This is a genomic window from Pectobacterium betavasculorum (assembly GCF_000749845.1).
GTDB classification, from domain to species: Bacteria; Pseudomonadota; Gammaproteobacteria; order Enterobacterales; family Enterobacteriaceae; genus Pectobacterium; species Pectobacterium betavasculorum.
In genome coordinates this window covers 21,098-43,209 of record NZ_JQHM01000019.1, presented here as the reverse complement: position 1 = coordinate 43,209, position 22,112 = coordinate 21,098, and the positions used below count along the sequence as shown (strand labels likewise).

General features: G+C 53.1%; 18 protein-coding genes. 11 read left to right on the top strand and 7 right to left on the bottom strand.

Annotation, left to right across the window (positions count from 1 at the left end):
• The 6 genes from KP22_RS19575 to KP22_RS19550 all read left to right on the top strand — a co-directional run.
• Positions 1–961: type VI secretion system Vgr family protein (locus KP22_RS19575; RefSeq protein ID WP_039325907.1), on the top strand; the 961-nt coding region annotated here is incomplete at its 5' end.
• Positions 958–1,755: a DUF4123 domain-containing protein gene (locus KP22_RS19570; protein ID WP_039325904.1), complete on the top strand. Its 798-nt coding sequence runs from the start codon at positions 958–960 to the stop codon at positions 1,753–1,755. The genes KP22_RS19575 and KP22_RS19570, both read left to right, overlap by 4 nt.
• Positions 1,755–3,749, top strand: coding sequence for a T6SS phospholipase effector Tle1-like catalytic domain-containing protein (locus tag KP22_RS19565; protein WP_039325902.1), 1,995 nt, complete (start codon positions 1,755–1,757; stop codon positions 3,747–3,749). Before KP22_RS19570 ends, KP22_RS19565 begins: the two co-directional genes overlap by 1 nt.
• Positions 3,746–4,450 carry a DUF2931 family protein gene (locus tag KP22_RS19560; RefSeq protein ID WP_244880048.1) on the top strand — a complete coding sequence of 235 codons (705 nt, stop codon included), beginning with the start codon at positions 3,746–3,748 and terminating at the stop codon, positions 4,448–4,450. The genes KP22_RS19565 and KP22_RS19560 overlap by 4 nt, the downstream gene beginning before the upstream one ends.
• A 51-nt stretch (positions 4,451–4,501) precedes the next feature.
• Positions 4,502–5,212, top strand: coding sequence for a DUF2931 family protein (locus tag KP22_RS19555; RefSeq protein ID WP_244880047.1), 711 nt, complete (start codon positions 4,502–4,504; stop codon positions 5,210–5,212).
• A 51-nt stretch (positions 5,213–5,263) separates the two neighbouring features.
• Positions 5,264–5,974, top strand: coding sequence for a DUF2931 family protein (locus KP22_RS19550; RefSeq protein WP_244880046.1), 711 nt, complete (start codon positions 5,264–5,266; stop codon positions 5,972–5,974).
• A gap of 69 nt (positions 5,975–6,043) precedes the next feature.
• Here KP22_RS19550 and KP22_RS19545 read toward each other — a convergent pair whose 3' ends face one another.
• Positions 6,044–7,252 (bottom strand): MFS transporter, encoded by a 1,209-nt coding sequence (locus tag KP22_RS19545; RefSeq protein WP_039325893.1) that lies wholly within the window; start codon positions 7,250–7,252, stop codon positions 6,044–6,046.
• Between the two features lie 117 nt (positions 7,253–7,369).
• Here KP22_RS19545 and yhjD point away from each other — a divergent pair, with 117 nt between their 5' ends.
• Positions 7,370–8,386 carry an inner membrane protein YhjD gene (gene yhjD / locus KP22_RS19540; RefSeq protein WP_039325891.1) on the top strand — a complete coding sequence of 339 codons (1,017 nt, stop codon included), beginning with the start codon at positions 7,370–7,372 and terminating at the stop codon, positions 8,384–8,386.
• A gap of 167 nt (positions 8,387–8,553) precedes the next feature.
• Complete coding sequence (kdgK, locus tag KP22_RS19535) at positions 8,554–9,486, top strand: 2-dehydro-3-deoxygluconokinase (protein ID WP_039308357.1); 933 nt, start codon at positions 8,554–8,556, stop codon at positions 9,484–9,486.
• 79 nt (positions 9,487–9,565) lie between these two features.
• Here kdgK and KP22_RS19530 read toward each other — a convergent pair whose 3' ends face one another.
• The 6 genes from KP22_RS19530 to bcsE form a co-directional block, all read right to left on the bottom strand.
• The gene (locus KP22_RS19530) at positions 9,566–11,062 is read right to left on the bottom strand and encodes a M16 family metallopeptidase (RefSeq protein WP_039308354.1); all 1,497 of its coding nucleotides are present in this window, start codon (positions 11,060–11,062) and stop codon (positions 9,566–9,568) included.
• Between the two features lie 395 nt (positions 11,063–11,457).
• Positions 11,458–12,750 carry a dicarboxylate/amino acid:cation symporter gene (locus KP22_RS19525; protein WP_039325889.1) on the bottom strand — a complete coding sequence of 431 codons (1,293 nt, stop codon included), beginning with the start codon at positions 12,748–12,750 and terminating at the stop codon, positions 11,458–11,460.
• A 318-nt stretch (positions 12,751–13,068) separates the two neighbouring features.
• Positions 13,069–14,250 carry an adenylate/guanylate cyclase domain-containing protein gene (locus tag KP22_RS19520; protein WP_209428716.1) on the bottom strand — a complete coding sequence of 394 codons (1,182 nt, stop codon included), beginning with the start codon at positions 14,248–14,250 and terminating at the stop codon, positions 13,069–13,071.
• A 421-nt stretch (positions 14,251–14,671) separates the two neighbouring features.
• Positions 14,672–16,318 (bottom strand): cellulose biosynthesis protein BcsG, encoded by a 1,647-nt coding sequence (bcsG, locus tag KP22_RS19515; RefSeq protein WP_039325884.1) that lies wholly within the window; start codon positions 16,316–16,318, stop codon positions 14,672–14,674.
• 1 nt (position 16,319) lies between these two features.
• The gene (gene bcsF / locus KP22_RS19510; protein WP_081923429.1) at positions 16,320–16,538 is read right to left on the bottom strand and encodes a cellulose biosynthesis protein BcsF; all 219 of its coding nucleotides are present in this window, start codon (positions 16,536–16,538) and stop codon (positions 16,320–16,322) included.
• Complete coding sequence (bcsE, locus tag KP22_RS19505) at positions 16,538–18,112, bottom strand: cellulose biosynthesis protein BcsE (protein ID WP_039325883.1); 1,575 nt, start codon at positions 18,110–18,112, stop codon at positions 16,538–16,540. The genes bcsF and bcsE overlap by 1 nt, the downstream gene beginning before the upstream one ends.
• Before the next feature lie 325 nt (positions 18,113–18,437).
• Between bcsE and bcsR the strand changes: the two genes are divergently transcribed.
• The 3 genes from bcsR to bcsA are packed head-to-tail and all read left to right on the top strand — an operon-like array spanning position 18,438 to position 22,083.
• On the top strand, positions 18,438–18,647 hold the full coding sequence (bcsR, locus tag KP22_RS19500) for a cellulose biosynthesis protein BcsR (protein ID WP_039308339.1): 210 nt from the start codon (positions 18,438–18,440) through the stop codon (positions 18,645–18,647).
• A 2-nt stretch (positions 18,648–18,649) separates the two neighbouring features.
• Positions 18,650–19,387, top strand: a complete 738-nt coding sequence (gene bcsQ, locus KP22_RS19495; RefSeq protein WP_039325881.1) for a cellulose biosynthesis protein BcsQ — start codon at positions 18,650–18,652, stop codon at positions 19,385–19,387.
• Positions 19,384–22,083: a UDP-forming cellulose synthase catalytic subunit gene (gene bcsA / locus KP22_RS19490; protein WP_039308335.1), complete on the top strand. Its 2,700-nt coding sequence runs from the start codon at positions 19,384–19,386 to the stop codon at positions 22,081–22,083. Before bcsQ ends, bcsA begins: the two co-directional genes overlap by 4 nt.
• Positions 22,084–22,112 lie beyond the last annotated feature (29 nt).

Genomic DNA, 22,112 nt, shown 5'->3' with positions numbered 1-22,112 from the left:
TGCCGCGATGCCGTACAAACCGATGGTGGACGGCCCACAAATCGCCACGGTGGTGGGGCCAGCGGATGAAGAGATTTACTGCGACCAGCACGGCCGCGTGAAGCTGCAATTCCCGTGGGACAGATACGGTGCGAGCAATGACCAAAGCTCCTGCTGGGTGCGGGTCAGTCAGGGCTGGGCAGGCGGTCAGTACGGTATGATCGCTATCCCGCGCATCGGTCATGAAGTGATCGTCAGCTTCCTCGAAGGCGACCCGGACCAGCCGATTGTCACGGGGCGGACATTCCACGCCACCAACCGTCCTCCTTACGACCTGCCTGCCCACAAGACGCGCACCGTGCTGCGCACGGAAACCCATCAGGGCGAAGGGTTTAACGAGCTGCGCTTTGAAGATCAGGCAGGGCAGGAAGAGATCTATATTCACGGCCAGAAAGATCTCAACGCGCTGATTGAGAACGATGTGGTCTGGCATATCAAACATGATGCCCACACGGAGATTGATAATGAGCGCGTCACCCGCGTTAAAGCCAACGATCACCTGACGGTCGACAGCGAGAAACGCGATCATATTAAAGGCGATTACTCACTGAGCGTCGATGCCTCGATGCACCAGAAACTGGGGCAGGCTTTGCTGGCCGAGGTGGGTCAGGAAGTGCATGTGAAAGCGGGGGCTAAGGTGGTTCTTGAAGCGGGAGCGGAGCTGACGCTGAAAGTCGGGGGAAGCTTCGTCAAGATCGACCCCAGCGGCGTGAGCGTGGTAGGCCCGGCTATCAAGATTAACTCTGGCGGCAGTGCTGGCAACGGCTCTGGCTGGTCAGGACAAAGCCCCATTCTGCCGGGTAGTGTTGCCGTCCCCCCTGCCCCACCCGCGACACTGCCTGCACCTGCCATTCATAAAAGCCTGGAATCGATGTCACCGCTTGTCAAACCTTGCCCCCTCGCTAAGGGAGGCAAAGCATGAGCCTGAGTACGTGGCAAGCCCAGCATAGCGGCACGCTCTTTGCTATCGTCGACGGCGCGGTAGATCGCACGGCGGTAGCCCGTTTCTATGAACTCAGCCGAGGTGAAGCTTTCCCTCTCTTCGCAGGAACCGAGTTTGCCGAACAAGCCGCACTTGGCCCCTGGCTACTGGCTACTCCCTCACCTGCATTTGTGGCGAATTCTCCGGCACTGAGTGGATTCTATCTGGTCAGCGAACAGTCGCTTGCCGTCGTTCGCAACCATTGGCAAAGCCTGATATTGGCTATCCGTGAAGGGGAGGCAGTCTGGTTTCGTTTCTCTGAACCTCGTATTTTTCTGCCGATGCTCTGCGCCATGAACCCCGAAGAGCGGGATGCCGTGCTTGGCCCCTGTAATGGACTCTGGATCAACGACAATGGATTTACGCGTAATCCTGATATTCCCTTCCATCCCCCGTTAAAAAGCCCCTGGTTTCACATCCGCTCACACCATATGGCCGCGTTGTATGACGAAAAGCGTCACGCCTATATTCTTCGTCGGCGTCTGTGGCAGACCATGACGAACATGATGGAACGTCATCCCGATCCGGCAGGGACTATTTTGTCCGTTCTCCGGCAAGCCAATGCGGAGAGGCTTCAGGACGATGTGCTCGACGGCGTGGTAGCCGGAGCCTTGACCTTGCAGGCCGGGCTTCCTCTGGAGAGTATTCGAGCGCCGCTGATGCTGACCGAAGCTGAATTCGCGCAGGTCAACCACTGGATGGTGCAGCATAATGCGTTGATAGGAGTTAACTAATGGCAGCCGATCCCCACTGTATTCCCTGCGAGCGTTACGATAACTGGATAGAGATTGAGGTGCGTGATGAACACAATCGTTCGTTCAAGGGGCTGCAAGCGACACTGACTGACGAGACAGGCAAATCCGAAACGGTCACCCTCAAAGAAGGGCCTGTATTAGTACGCGGTTTTGCCGTCGGCCCAATAGCCGTCAAACTGGAGACGCTACCTTGGCTCAAAGCAGCGCAATCGCGTGAAATATTGAAGGATGGGCAAAGTGCCGTCCCCGCCTATGTGGCAGAGAAAGCTGGGTATGATGAAACGCCACGTGAACATATTAAGGCCACCACCGGAGACCTGTGCTTGACCGCGCCTGAGCCACCCTTGCCAGAGGCGCATCAGGAAGGCAAAGCCGGTAGCGTGCGTTTCTTTACCAACCATTCCTACGTTATCGAAGTAAAAGGTTATCAGATCAATGTGCTGCGCATCGGCGTGTTCTTCGATGGCACGGGGAATAACACGTATAATGCCGAGTCTGGCCTCAAAAAAGTGGCACAATGGCTGGCTGAAACTTGCTCCGATCCGGCGCAACGGGAGAAAGAGCTGCGTGGCTGCCAGATGGGGCGGCTTCCGGTGAGTGACAGTGCGGCGAATGATATTACTAATGTGGGTAAGCTATTCAACCAATATGATCTGACTGCTGGCCCGTTGGTCGTCCGTAGCTATATCAGCGGTATTGGAACGCTCAATCCTGTCGCGGGAAAAGAGGAGCTGGAATACCGCACGGACGATATGCTGACAAAAGGGCTGGATCTGGATTTTAGCGGTGAAAATACCTCAATTGTTGGCAAGGTTAACTTTGCCTGTGAACAATCAATCGCACAAGCGATTGGTGATGATTTGAAGAACGTATTACCTAACATCGATTGCATTCACCGCATTGTATTCGATGTGTTTGGCTTCAGCCGTGGAGCGGCGGCGGCACGCCACTTTGTGAATGTCATCGACCAAAAAGCCGATCATCCGCTGGTACAGGCGGTGGCTAAAACACCTACAATTCGTCTTAAGGCTGGGTTTGACTGGGCCAATAGGGAGGATGTACGGATCACGTTTGTCGGGATTTTTGATACGGTCGCCTCATCCTACCACCCGAGTGTGAACATCCGTTTACATGCGGATAGCGTCGAGCGATTGGTGCATTTGACGGCTCTGGATGAGGTGCGAAAACACTTTCCCTTAACGCGCGTCACTCCCACTGCCATTGGCACTAGCATTCCACCACATTTCACTGAAATGGCTCTGCCGGGCGCGCATTCTGATCTTGGCGGCGGGTATTACAGCCACTGGAGCCTGCCTAATCCGAACAGCGATCCGGCGCTGACCGAGTGCCTCGAACTGGAGCGCTTTATGAGTGAAGAAGCGACCTCCACGCCAGATGATGAAAGCCAGGCCTATCGTCAGGCTCGCGCCTATGCCGAGGAGAAAATTGCGCAAGGCTGGGTCGGACGTCTTCATCCGCATTTACAGCGCACCGCTATTCCTCCTGTAGGGGCGATCAGTTTGATCCCCTATTCGTTTATCCGACGGCGTGGCAAGGATGATGTGTGGCTGAAAAAGGCCGTGTATGTGGAGGTGGTGATGAGTCGCATGGTGGAGGGGGAATATTCGCGCATTCCGTTGCACATGATGCTGGAAGCGGGTCGAGCCGCCGGGGTGCCGTTTAGGGTGTGGCGTTCAAAAGATAAACAGCTTCAACTTGAACCCCTTTCAGCCAAACTGCCAGCGGTCAACTTGGTTAAATTAGATGAGATGTGGGCATTCGCAGCCACCGAGCAGGGTGTAGTGAAAAATCTGAGCCAGCAGCTCTCTGCGGAGGTTTATCAGTCACTGCGCCGCGATTATGTCCATCGTAGCGCCAGCAATCAGGGTATCGCCAGTCCAGCCAATACCAGCAAATTTGAAACTACCGTGAGTAAAGAGCGTCGGCGCGTAATAGGGAATGAGGAAGCATGATGTATAGACAACTAATGGTGTTACTGGGGCTTTGTGTTTCATTGGTCGCCTGTACTACATCGGCCACGATGTCCGATTTTTCATGGCGATATGGCACGGGTAGCAACATTGATATCACTAACAATACGCGAACAGAGTTTTACCGTGATGGAAAACTCATTTACGCCGACCGTGAAGCGGGTGGCGGGGCGGGCGGGCTGCTGAGCGACAGAATCACAGGCCGACGTTATTACTGGGCTGGGGGGGGAGGGTTACCTACCGATGGCGTCCCAGTTCCTGACAGGGTTTTGATAGAGATGGTTTCCTTCTACGATCGCAAACGTTACCGCATCAAGGTTGATTTACCGGCAAATTTAGAACAGAAAATGAGAGCGGTTTATCAAATTCAGGAACGCTACGATCGCCGTGACCGTTTGTATTTTGGCTTGGCACCTGGCGGCTATTATGAAGTGGTTTTGATGGGGCGGGGGCTTGGCGTCAGTCCAGATCTGTTGCTTGCTCGTGGTATCGCCGAAGAGGTTACCGATGATTGGTATGATAAAAAAGTCTCTGTGGCTGAACAATATGGCATTGATGATTTCGATAAAAAATACGGTGCACTGTTTAAACAGCACCCCATCCCATTGGGCATGGACTGGGCACCGATCATGGATGCCTATCGCGCCAAGCAGCCTAAAACGGACCAACAGCCTGTGAAATGATTGTGTCACTGTGGGTAAAGAGCGGCGGCACATGATAGGGAATCAGGAGGCATGATGTTTAAACCATGTATTGTGTTGTTGGCGCTTTGTTTTTCATTGACTGCCTGTGCGACGGCCCCCACAAAATCGGCTTTTTCATGGCGATACGGCACGGGCAGTAATATCGATGAAACGTGGACCATCAACGTTGAGTTTTATCGTGGCGGGGCATTTATTGGCGGCTATCCCGGGGGTGGAGTAGGCCCCGGTGCCAGTGTAAAACGGATTACGGAGAAGCGTTACTACTGGGCCGGCGGTGGCGGTTTGCCTGTAGAGGGAATGGCCGTTCCCGATCGGGCAGTAATAGAGATGGTGTCCCTCTACGATCGCAAACGCTACCGTATCAAGGTCGATTTACCGGCTGATTTAGCCCAGCAAATGCGGCAGCGCTATCAAATTGGCAAACGCATTGACCAACGAAATCGGCTCTATTTTGGCCTGGCTCCAGGCGGCTACTATGAAGTGGTATTGATGGGGCGTGGGCTTGGCGTCAGCCCAGATGTGCTGCTTGCCCGTGGTATCGCCGAGGAAGTGACAGACAATTGGTATGATAAAAAATTCCCAATCGGCGTAAGCCAATACACCGTAACGATCCAGGATTTCGATAAAAAATACGGTGCACTGTTTAAACAGCACCCTATCCCATTGGGCATGGACTGGGCACCGATCATGGATGCCTATCGCGCAAAGCAGCCTAAAACGGATCAGCAGCCGGTGAAATGATTGTGTCACCATCAGCAAGGAACGGCGGCACAGTATAGGGAATCAGGAGGCATGATGTTCAGGTATTTGATGATGGTAGTGGGTCTCAGCATCTCGCTGAGCGCCTGCTCAAGTCCGAACTTAAAAGCCTCAGTTAGCTGGAGTTACGGCACGGGCAGTAATATCGATGAAATATGGACCACCAACGTTGAGTTTTATCGTGGCGGGGCATTTATTGGCGGCTATCCAGGAGGCGGAGGGGGACCAAGTACTAGTGCGAAATGGATTACAGAAAAACAGTATTACTGGGCCGGCGGTGGCGGTTTGCCTGTAGAGGGAATGGCCGTTCCCGATCGGGCAGTAATAGAAATGGTGTCCCTCTACGATCGCAAACGCTACCGTATCAAAGTCGATTTACCTGCAAATTTAGCCCGGCAAATGCAACAGCGCTATCAGATTGGCAAGCACATTGACCAACGTAGCTGGCTTTATTTTGGCCTGGCTCCCGGCGGTTATTATGAAGTGCTCTTGAAAGGCGATAGGTTGCTTGTCAAACCAGATTTGCTGCTTGCTCGTGGTATCGCCGAGGAAGTGACAGACGATTGGTATGATAAAAAATTCCCAATCGGCGTAAGCCAATACACCGTAACGATTCAGGATTTTGACAAAGAATACGGCGCACTGTTTAAACAGCACCCCATCCCATTGGGCATGGACTGGGCGCCGATCATGGATGCCTATCGCGCAAAGCAGCCTAAAACGGATCAGCAGCCGGTGAAGTAATGATGTCACCATCAGCAAGGAACGGCGGCACAGTATAGGGAATCAGGAGGCATGATGTTTACAAATGCATTATGGCTGCTGCCAGCCTTCTGCTCTGCGCTGAGTCAGCCGCCACGTCAGCGCCAGACCGCCTAGCCCTAATAATGCCGCCGCCAGATAAATAGAGGCGATACCGGTATAGCCCATCAGTACACCCGCCAGCGGCCCGACGACGCCCAGCGACAGATCGAGAAATATCGTATAAGTCGCCAGCGCACTGCCCTGATTCTGCGGTGATACGGCCTGAACGGCGACAACGCCTAACGCCGGAAACACCAGAGAGAAGCCTGCCCCCGCGAGGAATGCGCCGACTTCTGCCATCAGCGGTTGCGTCGCCCCCCACACCAGCAGCAATCCGACGATCTCCACCACAAAACAGGCCATCGCTACACGCAGCCCACCAAACCGCTGAATACTGTTGGGGAAAACCAACCGTGCCCCAACAAAAGCACAACTGAAAATGGTCAGCGTCAGCGCCGCACCTTCCCAGTTGTGATCGGCATAAAACAGCGTGATAAAGGTGGCAATTACACCAAAACCCACAGAGGCGATTGCCAGAATAATGCCGTAAATCCAGACTTTACCCAGCACTTCGCGGAAAGGGATCTTCTTCCCCGGCGCGACCTGCACCGCCGGGCGCGGCAGCGCGAAAACAATCGCCACCGCCGCAATCAGGATAATACACACGGAGAGCAATTTTAACCCGCCGATATGGTTGAGCCAGACGCCAAGCGGCGCGCCAATCGCCATCGCACCATAGGTGGCAATGCCATTCCAGGAAATCACGCGCCCGATGTGTCGGGAACCGACCACACCGACACCCCAGAGCGTCGCGCCTGTACCGGCAAAGCTCTGTCCGGCTCCCAGCACGATACGCCCAAAACATAGCAGCAACAGCGTAATCACAGGCGATGCGTCGCTAAAGGCAGCCAGCAGGTAAAAAACCCCGCTCAGCATGACGCCAGCCAATCCCCAGACAACGATTTTCTTTGGCCCTTTTTCATCGGCGCTGCGACCCGCATGGGGGCGGCTTAATAGCGTGGAGAAGTATTGCAGACTGATCACCAGTCCGGCCCAGAATGCGCTATAGCCAAGGTGATCGTGCACATACCCCGGCAGCACCGCCAACGGCAGGCCTATATTCAGATAGCTGGCAAAGTTGAACGCAACAACGGAAACGATGCGCAGATTAAGGCGCAGCCCACTCAACGCGGGTTCTGATGGGGAAGGTGTTGGCATGGAAAATTCACTCGCTTAACGTCCGTGTATGACGTACGTTCAAAAAATATCGAAAAGTCACATTCTTATATTGTTGGTTATAATCAAACTTATAATCCCGAACACAGGAGAAAAGCAATGCCTGTACCGGCAGACCCGGATCGCCAGTCAACATCGTCAACCCCAGAAGGGGACAAATCGCCGCAGACATCCCGTTCGCTACTGGGCAAGAGCAAACGTCTGGTCGCCCGTATTCAGGCGATCCCCAGCGTGGCGCACCTGATTCGCGCGGGTGAACGCTTTAACGATCGCATGGGTAACCAGTTTGGCGCGGCCATTACCTACTTTTCCTTTCTGTCGCTGATCCCGATTCTCATGGTGTCGTTTGCTGCCGTGGGTTTCGTGCTGGCCTCCAATCCCGATCTGCTGACGGAGCTGATTAACCGTATCGTTAACAGTATCAGCGATCCTAATCTGGCCAATACGCTGAAAAGTACCGTCAACACGGCCATACAGCAGCGTACTACCGTCGGGATTACCGGTTTGCTGATCGCGCTCTATTCCGGCGTCAGTTGGATGGGAAACCTGCGTGAGGCGATTCGCGCCCAGTCGCGTGACGTGTGGGAACGGAACCCGAAAGATGAAGAGAAGATTTACTTTCAGTATACGCGGGATTTCCTGTCGCTAACGGGCCTGGTTATTGCGCTAATCGTCACGCTTTTCCTGACTTCCGTTGCCGGTACCGCGCAAAACATGATTGTGACCGCGTTGGGTCTGGATGGCATTGAATGGTTACGTCCCCCGTTGACGCTGATTGCGCTGTCAATCTCCATCTTCGCCAACTATTTGTTATTCCTTTGGATATTTTTCGTTCTACCGCGGCACAAACCCAAACGCAGAGCGCTCTTTCGTGGCACTCTGATTGCTGCTGTGGGCTTTGAAGCCATCAAGTTCGCGATGACCGTCGCGCTGCCTAAACTGGCCAGTTCGCCTTCCGGTGCGGCGTTCGGTTCAGTCATTGGGCTGATGGCATTCTTCTATTTCTTCGCTCGCCTGACGCTCTTTTGCGCCGCGTGGATCGCAACGGCGAACTACAAAGGCGACACCTCGACAGACAAGAGTGATCAGGAGAAAGAACCGCCCTCCGATCGCTAAAAGTAGAGGAAAAGCACTGGTTTTCCGATCTGCGTCATGAAAAAAATAAAACATCGTTTCAAGACTATTGACTCAGTCTCACGTAATGTTGAGACTGACGTTAATTTCCGCGTTTTTATACCCTAATAATGCGCGTCCCAGGGTACTTTTCAAACAGGCCAAAATTGATGACAACTACTAACATTGCCGTAATCGGCGAATGCATGATCGAACTGTCGCAGAAGGGCACGGATCTTAACCGTGGTTTTGGTGGCGATACGCTGAACACCGCTGTTTATATTGCTCGTCAGGTAAACGCCGATAAGCTGGGCGTGCATTATGTGACTGCACTTGGCACCGATAGCTTCAGTACCGAGATGGTTGCCGCCTGGCAAAAAGAAGGGGTGAAAACCGACCTGATCCAGCGACTGGACAACAAACTGCCTGGTTTGTACTTCATTGAAACCGACGATAGCGGCGAGCGTACCTTTTACTATTGGCGCAATGACGCGGCTGCCCGCTACTGGCTGGACAGCCCGGAAGCAGAAAAAATCGGTCAGGCGCTGGCACACTTTGACTACCTTTACCTAAGCGGCATCAGTCTGGCGATTCTGAACGCTCAAAGCCGTCAGCGTCTCCTTGCACTGCTGCGTGCTTGCCGCGCCAACGGCGGTAAAGTGATTTTTGATAATAACTACCGTCCACGTTTGTGGCAGAGCAAGGAAGAGACACAACAGTCTTACACCGACATCCTGTCCTGTACGGATATCGCTTTCCTGACACTGGATGATGAAGACATGCTGTGGGGCACGAAGCCGCTGGAAGTGGTGCTGGAGCGCACGCACGGTCTGGGCGTTAACGAAGTCGTCATCAAACGCGGCGCTGATTCCTGCATCGTGTCAGAACGCGGGTACGCGCTGGTCGATGTTCCGGCGATAAAATTGTCAAAAGAGAAAATAGTTGATACCACCGCCGCAGGAGACTCTTTCAGCGCAGGCTATCTGGCCGTACGACTGAATGGAGGTAGTACGCAGGAAGCTGCGCAGCGCGGTCATCTGACGGCCAGCACGGTCATTCAATACCGCGGCGCGATTATCCCGCTTGAGGCAATGCCTGCGTAAACAGTACGGTCTGGTGATAATAAGTTAAAGGCCGCAATCGCGGCCTTTTCTATTTCTGTCTCTATTACTGATAACGGATTTACTGTGCGGTGGGCGCGGTTTCCTGAGGTTTTGTTTCTTCAGTTGCCGCCGCACTGGTGACTGGCTCAGCGGCTGGCGTCATAATCTGCTCGTAGCTTTCCTGTAACGCCTTCATATTCGCTTCTGGCTCACCGGGCTGTTGGATCAGCATCAGCGTCGTATCCTGTGCCAGTTGCTGGTGCAGTTCCTGATTCAGCATATCGAGCGTCAGTGCGGACAGATAACTCTGGCGCAGTTTCTGATACTGCTCGGGAGCAATGTCCACGACGCCATTTTGCTGGGAGCGCAGACGCTGATCCATCAAGATGTCCGTGCTGGTTCGCGCATAAGTGGCAAACAGCTTGCTCAGTTCGTCCGTCTTGCGCGCAATTAGCGCATCAAACTCTTGCTGTGTCAGTCCCTTTTCACGCAGCGCCGCCAGTTCGCGCGCTATAAACGTGACGCCCGGTTCAACTCCCTCGCTGCCCCGAACATCCATATGAATCGCGCACTGAGAACGGGTGTAAAACACGTTGCAGTCGAAACGGAGATTGTTGCCCTTCAGCGGTCTCTTCTCCAGTACCTGCTGTAGATGCCAGAACATCGCTTCCCGCGTCATGTCGCCTAGCCAGTAGCGAACCAGCGCCTGTGATTCACGAATCGGGTGCCACGGCGCATCCCACATCAGCGACAGCGTGTCCTTCTGCACGTTGTTATTCATCAGGCTGATCGCCTGCTGCGGCAGCGGGCTTAATGTCGGCACTGGCGCCGGCGCTTCGCGTTTCCCTTCCAACGGGGAAAAGACTTTACCGATTTGTTCGATCACGCTGCGGTTATCCACATGACCGACGATGTAAAGCGTCATCGCATCTGGTGTATACCAGGTTTTATAAAATTGCTGGAGCTGTTCGCCATTCAGCGGTGGTTTGACATCCTGAGCAGGATCGTGTGCCAGCAAAGGCGACCCTTTCAGGCGATAGCGCCAGCTCGGATCCTGCGGGTTAACCGGAAAGGTTGCCACCTGATCGGGCACCTTTAACGCGGCCTGTAGGTTTTTTTCGTCGAACGTCATCTGCCCTGCGCTTTCCGCCAGCCACGTCAGCGCTTCTTTCAGCAGTTCGGGGCGATTATTTGGCAAACTCAGGTTATACGACGTGAAGTCGTACGAAACAATGGCTGGAGGCAGGACGCGTGAGCCGTTGGCGTCCCGCATCCACATGGAAGGTAACTGAGCTGCGGACAGCTTATCGCCAGGCGCCAAAGCCAGGCGAGGAAGAAAATGTGCAAAACCCACTTGCTGGGCGTTTTCCAGCAACGATCCGGCATTAACAACCAGACGCAGCTCAACCCGATCGCCGGGGCGCTGTGGCGTTGTTAATAACTGCCAGGTAAAACCATTATCAAGTTTACCCTGCTGCCAGGCAGGATCGGGCTGTAGTGTTTCAGCCTGCACGCTGCTGCTGACCACAGCCAGCAACAAACCACCAACGAAAAGCGCCTTTTTGGTGCCCTGCATGTGAACCCCTACTCATAGCTATCCAACATAATAATGTGGTTATTGTTGATCATTATGGTGGCCTTGCGTCTGCCACCGCACACTCTCGTGGATATATCACGGAAGAAATTGAAGACGCGAAGTGTACCATTGCATTGGACAGCGCGCTTTTGTCTATGTCACTTCAAGAGGCGAAATAATCTGCAAAAAAGGTAAAAATAGTCATATTTAACAATATTTTTACGTTTTATGGCGGATAAGAAGCGAGAGCAAAGCCGTTTGATTCGACGAGTTTACAAACAAAAATTTGGCAGACAAAAAGCTTACCAACAAAAAAATTCCCCACGGTGCAGAACGCCGCGGGGAATGATTTAGGGCATATGAACTATGCTGGAAACGCTAACTACTTGCTGGAATTACGACTGCGCCGTTGGCGTGGCCGCGTTATCATTCTTACTAGTCCCAGACAGCTCAGCTTGCAGTTTTTTCTCATCCAGCTCGCGGCAATATTTTGCTACCACGATGGTCGCAACACCGTTACCAATCAGGTTGGTCAACGCACGGGCTTCTGACATAAAGCGGTCAATACCCAGAATTAACGCCAGACCGGCAACAGGCAGGTGACCCACGGCAGATAGCGTTGCTGCCAGCACGATAAATCCACTGCCCGTCACGCCCGCGGCACCTTTAGAGGACAGCAACAACACCACCAGCAACGTAATCTGATGCCAGATATCCATGTGGCTGTTGGTCGCCTGAGCGATAAACACCGCCGCCATCGTCAGATAGATGGAGGTACCGTCAAGGTTGAACGAGTAACCGGTAGGAATAACCAGACCCACAACGGATTTTTTATAGCCAACCTTCTCCATTTTCTCCAGCATTCGTGGCAACACGGATTCGGAAGAGGAGGTACCCAACACGATCAGCAGTTCTTCACGGATGTAGCGAATAAATTTGAAGATACTGAAACCCGTTGCCTTGGCAATACTACCCAGCACCAGAAAGACGAATAGAACACAGGTGATGTAGAAGCAGGCGATCAGTTGCCCCAACTGCACCAGCGTACCGACACCATATTTACCGATGGTGAAGGCCATAGCACCGAACGCCCCCAGTGGCGCCAATTTCATGATCATGTTAATGACGCCGAAAATGACCTTGGAGAAGCTGTCGATCACATCAAAAATGACTTTGCCCTTTGGCCCCAAGCGGTGCAGCGCAAAACCGAACATCACAGCAAACAGCAGAACCTGCAAGATATTACCGCTGGCAAACGCACCGACCACACTCGCCGGAATCACGTCCATCAAAAACGGAATCAGACCTTGTTGCGAGGCCTGTTGGGTATAAACCGCCACCGCAGACGCATCCAGCGTACTCGGGTCGATGTTCATGCCGACGCCAGGTTTCACAACGTTAACAACGACCAGACCGATAATCAGCGCAATCGTACTGACAATTTCAAAATACAACAGAGCCGCCGCACCAGTGCGACCGACCGATTTCATACTTTCCATGCCTGCGATACCGGTTACTACCGTACAGAAGATAACCGGCGCAATAATCATTTTAATTAATTTAACAAACCCGTCGCCCAACGGCTTCATTTGCTCGCCAAGCTGGGGGTAGAAATGCCCCAACAGGATCCCTATTGTGATGGCCGTAAGAACTTGAAAATAAAGACTTTTAAAAATTGATGTTTTCATACATACGTCCTATGGTGGGGAAAACACAGGAGGGGAATAGGGTACGAAAATGCCGCCTGTGATTGCGCCGGAAAGTAACATTGCAATAACAAGCTGAGAATGTTTTATAAGTTTAGTTTGTGAACAACAGGTTAAAAACAAGAGCTGAATCACGTCAGCAGGAATTATAAAGAAACATTAATGCAATTTACTTGTAACAGATGCACATTTTTACAGCAGAAACACCCCTACCAAAAGCCTTCAACCCCACGCCATACGGGGGAAGCAACGTTCAGGAAACATATCTACGCAAAGTAACATTACGTTACCCGTGAATATTCATGAGGGTGTGGTGAGATGGTGAATACCGCATTTTTTATCACGCCGCGCCAGTTGCATGGCAAAACGAGCTTGCGACAAGAGCAGCGCCGCGTCCTCTGGTCGAGGATCGGTAATCGTGAGGATACCGGCGCTGACGGCCCGTGCAGGCTGGGAACCCGCAGGTAAAAAAGGAGAGTTAATCGCCAGCATCACGTTTTGCACCCAATCCTGTGCCTGCCCCGCGGATTCTAGCGCTTTCCCAATGATGGAAAACTCATCACAATCAAGGCATGCCAGGTAGATCAGACCAGCCTCATTTTGTTCTGCTATCACCGCGTGAAGCTGCTTGGCCAACGTGGCCATATCACCCTGACTCGCTGAGGAGTCAAGCCCGATAACCAGTAGGCTGAACGGGATACCATCGGCCAAACGCTGTTCGAAGCGTCGTACAAAATGCGCCTTGTCCGGTAGGCGAACGCCTGTATTTCCGGCAGAGAGCGACTGCTCTAACAGCTGTTGATTGCGATTATAGCTGCGCACCAGCGCGCCCAACTCATCATCCTGATGCCAGGGCGGTAGCGTGAGCGGACGGTGAAGCATCGCGTCCGGCGGTAGATTCTGTAACTCGACAATAATCCCGCGCAGCGGGTGTATCAGCAGCCGATTAATACACCAGGTAATGGCGATCGACATAATCAACGCCAGCAGCAGATACGTCGCCAGCATAGTTGAAAACGTGCTGACGATAAATTGATACATTTGGTAGGAATCCGCCTGCAAGACCAGATGTGCCAGCGGAGCCGAATATTGCGTCTGCGGCGGCGAATAGAGCGGGATGGAGATGCGGATCGGCAGCTTAAAGACTCGGGCGATCCAGTCCGGCACCGGACGTTCTTTCGGAAAATTGGCGTGCAGCGTTTGGAAATCATCCGGCAGCAATACATCTGCCCGACTAAGAAAGGCAGCTGGCAGCAAGCTATCCAGAATATTGCCAGCTCGCTGGACTTCCCCTTGTAACACCGCATCCGTCAGCGGTTGACGCACGGAATAGGCGATACTCTCCAACTGCTTGGCGTAATCTTCACGGCGCTGATGAACGAAATGAAAGAGCTGTATGACGATAAACAGGCTGATCGTCACCAGTGCCACGGCAGACACGGCAGTCATCTGTTTAATCGTTAATGAACGTCTGAGCCGCAAGCGCTTTCTCCGTCAATCTTTTTTGCAAACCTGAATACCTGACCCACCGGATAAAAGAGGTGAGCAATACACAACGCGAAAAACGCGCCGTGGCGCGCACAAGTTACACGCGGCAAATAGTATAAGGCAGCTTATCGTCGCCTCAACGCTGTTTTCTGCTGATGTTCGGGGGATTTCATCTTAATCCTAGGCAACCCCAGGCGACAGCGGTAATGCGGCCTCAGAATAGGATATATCCCCTTTATAAGCTAGCGTGACTATTTGGGAGTTGAGCGCGAATACAGCAAGCGGTTAAGAAGGGCAGAACGTGTTATGACAGCCTAGTACTGCCCGTTTTTAGGGGAAACACAGGGGAGCATTAGAGATGCCCCCTGTGTTTCTCGATGCCTAAACGATTAGCATGATGTTATGGCGGTCGGCGCTATTGCGGGTAAGGCACCCAGTCTCCACCGTTCAGGCGAATATAGGGTTTTCCCTGATATTGCATCACGATAGCATTCTCATTTTCCGAAATCGCTTCCGTTTGTGGCAGTGCACTCGTCAGTGCTTGCCAGTCCACAGAAGGCGCGGTGAACACTTTACCGTCAACCATCCGCGCCACCAGTTCTGAAATCGCCAGATAGCTGCTCGGTGACGTAATTTCCAGCGTGTCGCTCTGATGCGAAGCCTGTAGGCCAAATAGTTTCACGCCAACAGGAATATGCGTGATGCTCGGACTGGGAATATCACGCAGCCCGGACATTTGCATCTTATCACCGGCCAGCGCCGCGCCGTGCTCTGGCACGACAATAACCATCACTTTACGACCAGATTTTTGCAGAACGTCAAAAAAGGCATCCAGTTGATCAAACAGAATCTTGGCGCGTGGCGCATAGTCAGCCGACTGATTGGTGCCGACAAAGCGGTTACCGTCATGCAGCGGAATCAGGTTAAAGAAGGTCGCGTTGCGCGCTGTCGTCGCTTTACCTCGCTCGCCTAACCAACGATTTAATAGTTCCAGATCGTTATAAATCGGCTCGCCGTCAAACGAGGTAATCTGGTGGCTAATCCCCTCCTGCGAGAGCATCGGAATCTGAATATCGCCCTCTTCGCGCACCTCACGCAGGTAATTCCCGAAGACGCCGGAATGATCGAGCATCAGTTGCTCTTCAAAACCCAGCTTCACCAAATTACTGAACAGGTAGCACTGTTGATTCACTGGCTGGTACAAATCGGTGTGGGACTGTTGGCCACAGCTTGCACGCAGCAGGCGAATTGACGCAGGCCCACTATAAGCGGTGGCAGAATTAAACTGGCGGAACAGGATATCGAACTTCTTCCACAGCGGGTGGTTTTCTAACTGCGCCACCTCCAGATCCGACCACGACAGCGAACAGATATTGATAATCAGCAGGTCAAAAGGCTGTGCATCCTGCGACAGCGTAACGGGAAACACCGTGGTTCGCGCCTTTTCTCGCGTATAAAATTGATTGAGATAAGCCGTTAGGTTTGCGTTCGTTGGCGGTAATGTCGCCTCAGGCAGCGCAGTGCCTCCATCGGTTGGGGAAGCCGCTGCCGAGGTTGCGGACGCCGTCGATGTCGCAGGCATCAGCGAAACCGCAGGCCCCGCCAGATTGACGATGTTTAGCCACGCCAGTGCCGCCACGGTAAACACCGTAATACGAATCCACTGCGCGAAAAATAGATAGGCCACGGTAATAACCAGGGCCACCCCCACCATTTGCCAGTTAATGAAGCGGTTTAACAGCTCCAACAAATAAGCGCCGCTAAAACCAACAACCTGCGTTCCCTGACTGAGAATACTGTTGATGCCCGGCAACCAGGTATCATGGTAAAAAAGCCCGATACCGAGCGGGACGGCAATAATATGACGCCAGCGGTGCAGTGTGTGATTGGGGATCGGGAACAGCAGAAACGCCAGAAAGACCAGATTAAGCAGCGGATGAAAATTCAGGTAGCCAAACCATAACAGGGCGAATTTCAGCAAAAAATACACATTCCAGGCACCGAGCCCACGCCAGTAGCGCCAGAGGTTCTGCTGTTTTTGCGTACGTGTTTTTTCGTCCATTTTATTTTTTAGTCTCTGCTGAAGTCGGCTTGGTTGAGACCGTCTTTGTTGAAGAAGGGTTACGCATCCAGACACGCGCGGGCTTCAGGTAGCGCGGCGACAATAGCCTGTTTTTCAAGTACTGAATCCAATGAGGAATCACACGGTGTGCCAGATAGCCAAGCGTAAAGAAGATGACCGCACTCAATAACACCAGTTGAACGATATCAATCAGGTTCATCATGATGTTTCTCCCGGTGCGCGGGTCAGTAAATCAGGCCCCAGTAAATCAATAGCAATAGGTTCATGCCGCACCGCCTGACTGCGTGGTGCAGATTCGGTCCGTTGCAATTGCGCATAATCATTAATCTGCTGTTCCTGCCCGGAGGTGTTGTCTTGTGTCAACGCTTTGATCTCCGCCAGAATCTGTAAGTCCTGTGACCACACAATCCGATTGCTGAACACTTCATCCACCGGCAGGCGGAAGATGGATTTCAACGCGATATCCAATTCATTCAGACGACAATTGGACAGGAATAAAAACAGACGCCCCTGCGCGATCGTGACGACGTCGCCAAAGCGCCTCAACGTACATAACGTCAACGACTGCGCCGCTCGTACTCCCGGCACAGGACGCAATGCCACCAGCACGCCTTTGCTGCCTTCAGGCATCAACGTACTATCAATCAACATCTGCACAGACTGCCGAAATGTCTCAGGAGGCTGGTAGCCCTTAATCTGCAACGGACGCATGGTGGTCAGCAGGATCTCGACATCGACAGGAACATGTTTGGTAAAGCGCTGCCCTTGCACGCTTTCAATCCGCGTCAGGAAGCGAGATAGCGGCTCTGAATGGGAGACAATAAGATTTGCGCCACACGCCAATAATAGGCGCTCGTCGCTGGCGCGCAGGCAGGGCTTCATTTCCCGCACCACTATCTTCAGCAATTCGCCACGTTGCCGACGCAGGCTATGAACCTGTTTGGCGAGCGTATCCACCTGAGTAGTCTGATTAAGTGCGAAAACGAGGGTTGCCGCATGCGTCAGCATACCGGTTTGTACCAAAATGGCGTTGTCGTCCATTAACTGCCAGTTTTCTGACAGCGCAGGCGCCCCTTCCAGCACGCTCCTTTCCATAAGAAAGAGCCCATCGTCATTCAGAGACGGCGTGAGGTCAGGTTGTTCTTCCGTCAGCATTTGCCATCCGTCATCATCGGATTGCAGCATCTGTACCTGATTCGCCCGCACGCTTCTTTCCGTTGTCCACCACGACACCAAATACTGCGCGCGATCCTGCTGCCATTGCAGGCTAGCCAAACCGTAAAGCCCACGATGCTGGGAGATCAGCATATTTCTCAGGCGGGTTACACCGCTGCTATGACTGAACACCACCAGCGTACACTGGCGCTGATGTAGCCATACTGCCGTGTCATCCACCCAACGTTGTAGCCTCTCCGGCGAAATATCTCGCCACAGGCTAGCGGGTGCATAAAGCACTAAAAGACGATTTTTCGGGCGCAGTGCTCGCATTAAATCATCGGTTAAATTCAGCAACGCGGCTTTATTTTCCGGTAACGAATAGCAAGTTAATTGTTTTATTTCGGTGTTAAACAATGTGGTCAGAAATGCATCAGATCGTTCCCCACAACCTATTAACGCCACCCTTGTGTCGTTATTTTGGCTATGTATAACCTGCTGGCAAAATAGTGCAGCATCAACCTGCCGATCAATATTCACCCAATAAAATCCAGCCTGCTGGAGCGTAGCCAGCTCATCCCAAAGGTGACGAATACCTAATGAAAAGTTCTGCTTCATAGACTGATTTTCTTTTCCGTTAATGGCGGTAACCAACCAATCAAAATAAACTCTAGCAGCCCTCTGTAGGATCACAACGTCGCGTTCTTAATTATTCCGTTCCCTTAATAAATCCCCTCTTTTACTATTTTTAGCGTTCAACATTACAAACACCAATTCATTGCTATAGTTAATTGGCCTGCCCACTATTTTATTAAAAACAGCAGAGGCGCAAGCCTTCATCTGCCAGACCGTCTGTCATGGGGCAAAAGAAGCACCACATCTGTTATTCAGATGTTTCCCTTTATCTATCTCAATAATGGATAGCCTATTTCAGAGGCATGGAATGAATAACCAATCGACTCGTATAGATAACAGCGCACGCACCGATTTAACCGAGAACGCAAGATCTGATGACGACTTACGGGTTCTCAGTCAGGCTTTTTCTTTACCTGAAATAAACTATATCGATATCGCCCGTCAGGCGCGTCTGAGCCAAATGATGGCTCGCTGGCCGCTGCTGGATGAATTAAAAGAGCCGGCTGGGAGCGACTGACGATGCCCGTTATTGCCTTGCAGGGAATCCGTGGAGGCGTGGGAACAACCTCGATAGCCGCAGCATTGGGGTGGGCGTTCCACCGGCTGGGCGAATCCGCGCTGGTGATGGATTTCTCGCCGGACAATTTGCTGCGCATTAACTTTAATATGCCGTTTGAACAGCGCCGTGGCTGGGCGCGAGCAGAAGCCGACAACACACCGTGGCAAACCGGTGCCATGCAATATCTCCCCGGATTGGATTTTCTACCGTTTGGCCGCCTGAACCCTCAGGAAATCGCGACACTACAACAGCATTACCAGCAGCACCCCGCGACGTGGCAAAATAATCTGGCACAGCTTAGCGCTGCGGGACGTCATCGCTGGATATTGATCGATGTACCGGCGGGCAACAGCCCGCTGACACGACAGGCGTTGGCCACCGCAAATACCGTTTTTCAGGTGGTGATAGCGGATGCCAACTGCCATTCACGTCTACATCAACAGGCGTTACCGCGTCAGTGCCATTTTCTGGTCAATCAATTTTCCACCCTCAGTACGCTTCAGCAGGATTTACACCAGTTCTGGCTGCACACGCTGTCACACTTACTGCCGCTAGTAGTACACCGTGACGAAGCGTTGTCAGAATCACTGATGCTGAAACAGCCGCTGGGCGAATGCCGCCCAGACAGCGTGGCAGCGGAAGAGATCATGACGCTGGCAAACTGGTGCCTGATTCACGTCAAGGAAAGCGGCGTATGAGTGGCATCCTGCGCTTGTTCCTCGTTCCGCCCGCCAGACAGGCGATACAGCAGCGCTACCGTGGCTATCGTCAGAAGGGTGCCTCCACATTTGCTGCCTTTTTCGCCACGCTGTTTGCGATACTTGGCTGGATCTTCCTGCGGTTGGAGTCGGACGGCTGGCAACAGATTCGAGCGCAACGAACCTATTGGTTCCCGCACATTTCGCCTCAGCGCCCACGTCCAGCAGATGTTCTTCGCTATCTGACACAAGGTATTTGGCTGCTAACCATCAAAAATGGCCAGTTGCCTACATCACGCCGTAACTACTTCTCTGCATTACCGCGCTGGCGGCAACGCTATATGAATGCGCAGCAAAAGCTGTTTACCCGCTTTAGCCATGCGAATACTGACGATCGCGAAAGCAGTGAATCCGGCACTACCCGGATGAACCGCGTACAAAAGCTGGTGACAGTGACGCTGAGCCTGCTGTGTGCGGCACTGGCGCTGCTGTGCATCACGCAGCCATTTGATTTGCTGTCGCAATTTATTTTCATGACGCTGCTGTGGGGCATCGCCATGCTCGTGCGCAATATGCCGGGACGCATGCCGACGCTCATGATGATCGCCCTTTCTTTCACAGTCTCCTGCCGTTATCTGTGGTGGCGCTACACCGAAACGCTGAACTGGGACGATCCCGTCAGTCTGGTCTGCGGACTCTTGCTGCTGGCAGCGGAAACCTATGCCTGGGTCGTGTTGGTTCTGGGCTATTTCCAGACGATATGGCCGCTCAACCGCTACCCTGTTTCGCTGCCGGAAGACAGCAAAACGTGGCCGACCGTCGATCTCATGATCCCAACCTACAATGAACCGTTGAGCGTCGTGAAACCGACGGTGTATGCCGCGCTGGGCATCGATTGGCCTAAAGACAAGCTCAACATTTATATTCTGGATGACGGCGGTCGTGCCGAATTTAAAGCCTTCGCAGAAGAAGTTGGCGTCCATTACATCGCCCGCATCACGCACGAGCACGCCAAAGCCGGGAATATCAACAACGCCCTGAAACAGGCAACAGGCGAGTTCGTCGCCATTTTCGACTGCGACCACGTCCCTACCCGCTCCTTCCTGCAATTAACCATGGGCTGGTTTTTCAAAGACAAAAAGCTGGCGATGTTACAAACGCCGCACCATTTCTTCTCGCCCGATCCGTTCGAGCGTAATCTGGGACGCTTCCGCCGTACGCCCAACGAAGGCACCCTGTTCTATGGTCTGGTTCAGGACGGTAACGACATGTGGGACGCCACGTTCTTCTGCGGTTCCTGCGCCATTCTACGGCGTAAACCGCTGGATGAGATTAACGGCATTGCGGTCGAAACGGTGACGGAGGATGCCCACACCTCATTACGGCTGCATCGCCGTGGATACAGCTCAGCCTATATCCGCATTCCTCAGGCGGCGGGACTGGCAACCGAGAGCCTCTCGGCTCACATCGGGCAGCGTATTCGCTGGGCACGCGGCATGGTGCAAATCTTCCGGTTGGATAACCCCTTATTCGGCAAGGGGCTGAAGCTAGGGCAGCGGCTGTGTTATGCCAACGCCATGATGCACTTTCTGTCCGGGATTCCCCGGCTGATCTTCCTGACCGCGCCGCTGGCGTTTCTCCTGATGCACGCTTACATCATTTTCGCCCCCGCGTTAGCCATTGCGCTCTACGTGCTGCCGCACATGGTGCACGCCAGCCTGACCAACTCGCGCATTCAGGGTCGCTACCGCCACTCTTTCTGGAGTGAAATCTATGAAACCGTGCTGGCGTGGTATATCGCTCGTCCCACCACCGTAGCGCTGTTTAACCCGCACAAAGGGAAATTCAACGTGACGGCCAAGGGTGGGTTGGTTGAAGAACAACATGTCGACTGGGTGATTACGCGGCCTTATCTGGTGCTTGTGTTGCTGAATATCGCCGGGGTGCTATATGGCATCTGGCGCCTGATTTACGGACCGCCAGAAGAGATCATGACGGTGTTCATCAGCCTGCTGTGGGTCGTGTATAACATGACGATTTTAGGCGGTGCCGTCGCGGTGGCGGTCGAAGCCAAGCAGGTGCGTCAGGCACATCGGGTGGAAATGTCGATGTCCGCGGCCATCCTCCGCACCGATGGTCACCTTTTCCCTTGCGTCCTGCGCGACTACTCTGATGGCGGTGTCGGCGTTGAAGCTCGCGAGTCAGGCATTCTTCAGGTCGGAGACAATGTCTCGCTGTTGTTAAAACGCGGCCAGCAAGAGTACGCCTTCCCTTTCAGCGTCACCCGCGCATTCGACAACAAGATTGGCCTGCGCATGACCAACCTGACCATCCGCCAGCATATTGATTTCATTCAATGTACCTTTGCCCGCGCCGATACCTGGGCGCTCTGGCAAGACAGCTTCCCGCAGGATAAACCGATTGAAAGTCTGGTTGATGTACTGGCACTCGGCTTTCGCGGCTACCTGCGCCTGGCGGATTACGCGCCGCCCGTCATACGCAAGATTATTCTGGCCTTCTTCAACATCGTGGTGTGGATCGTGTCATTCATCCCGCGCTATGTGGGGAGACGCACCACAATAGAACAGCCGGGCGCTGCGCTACCAGAAAAAGCCGTGCATCAGGGCAAGACACCGTCTGCCCATGAAAGACGATTTGCACAACAGAACCTATTTACAGAAAAGACAGTGGCTTGATTGCCATTCACAGACCGTGATCAACGGTC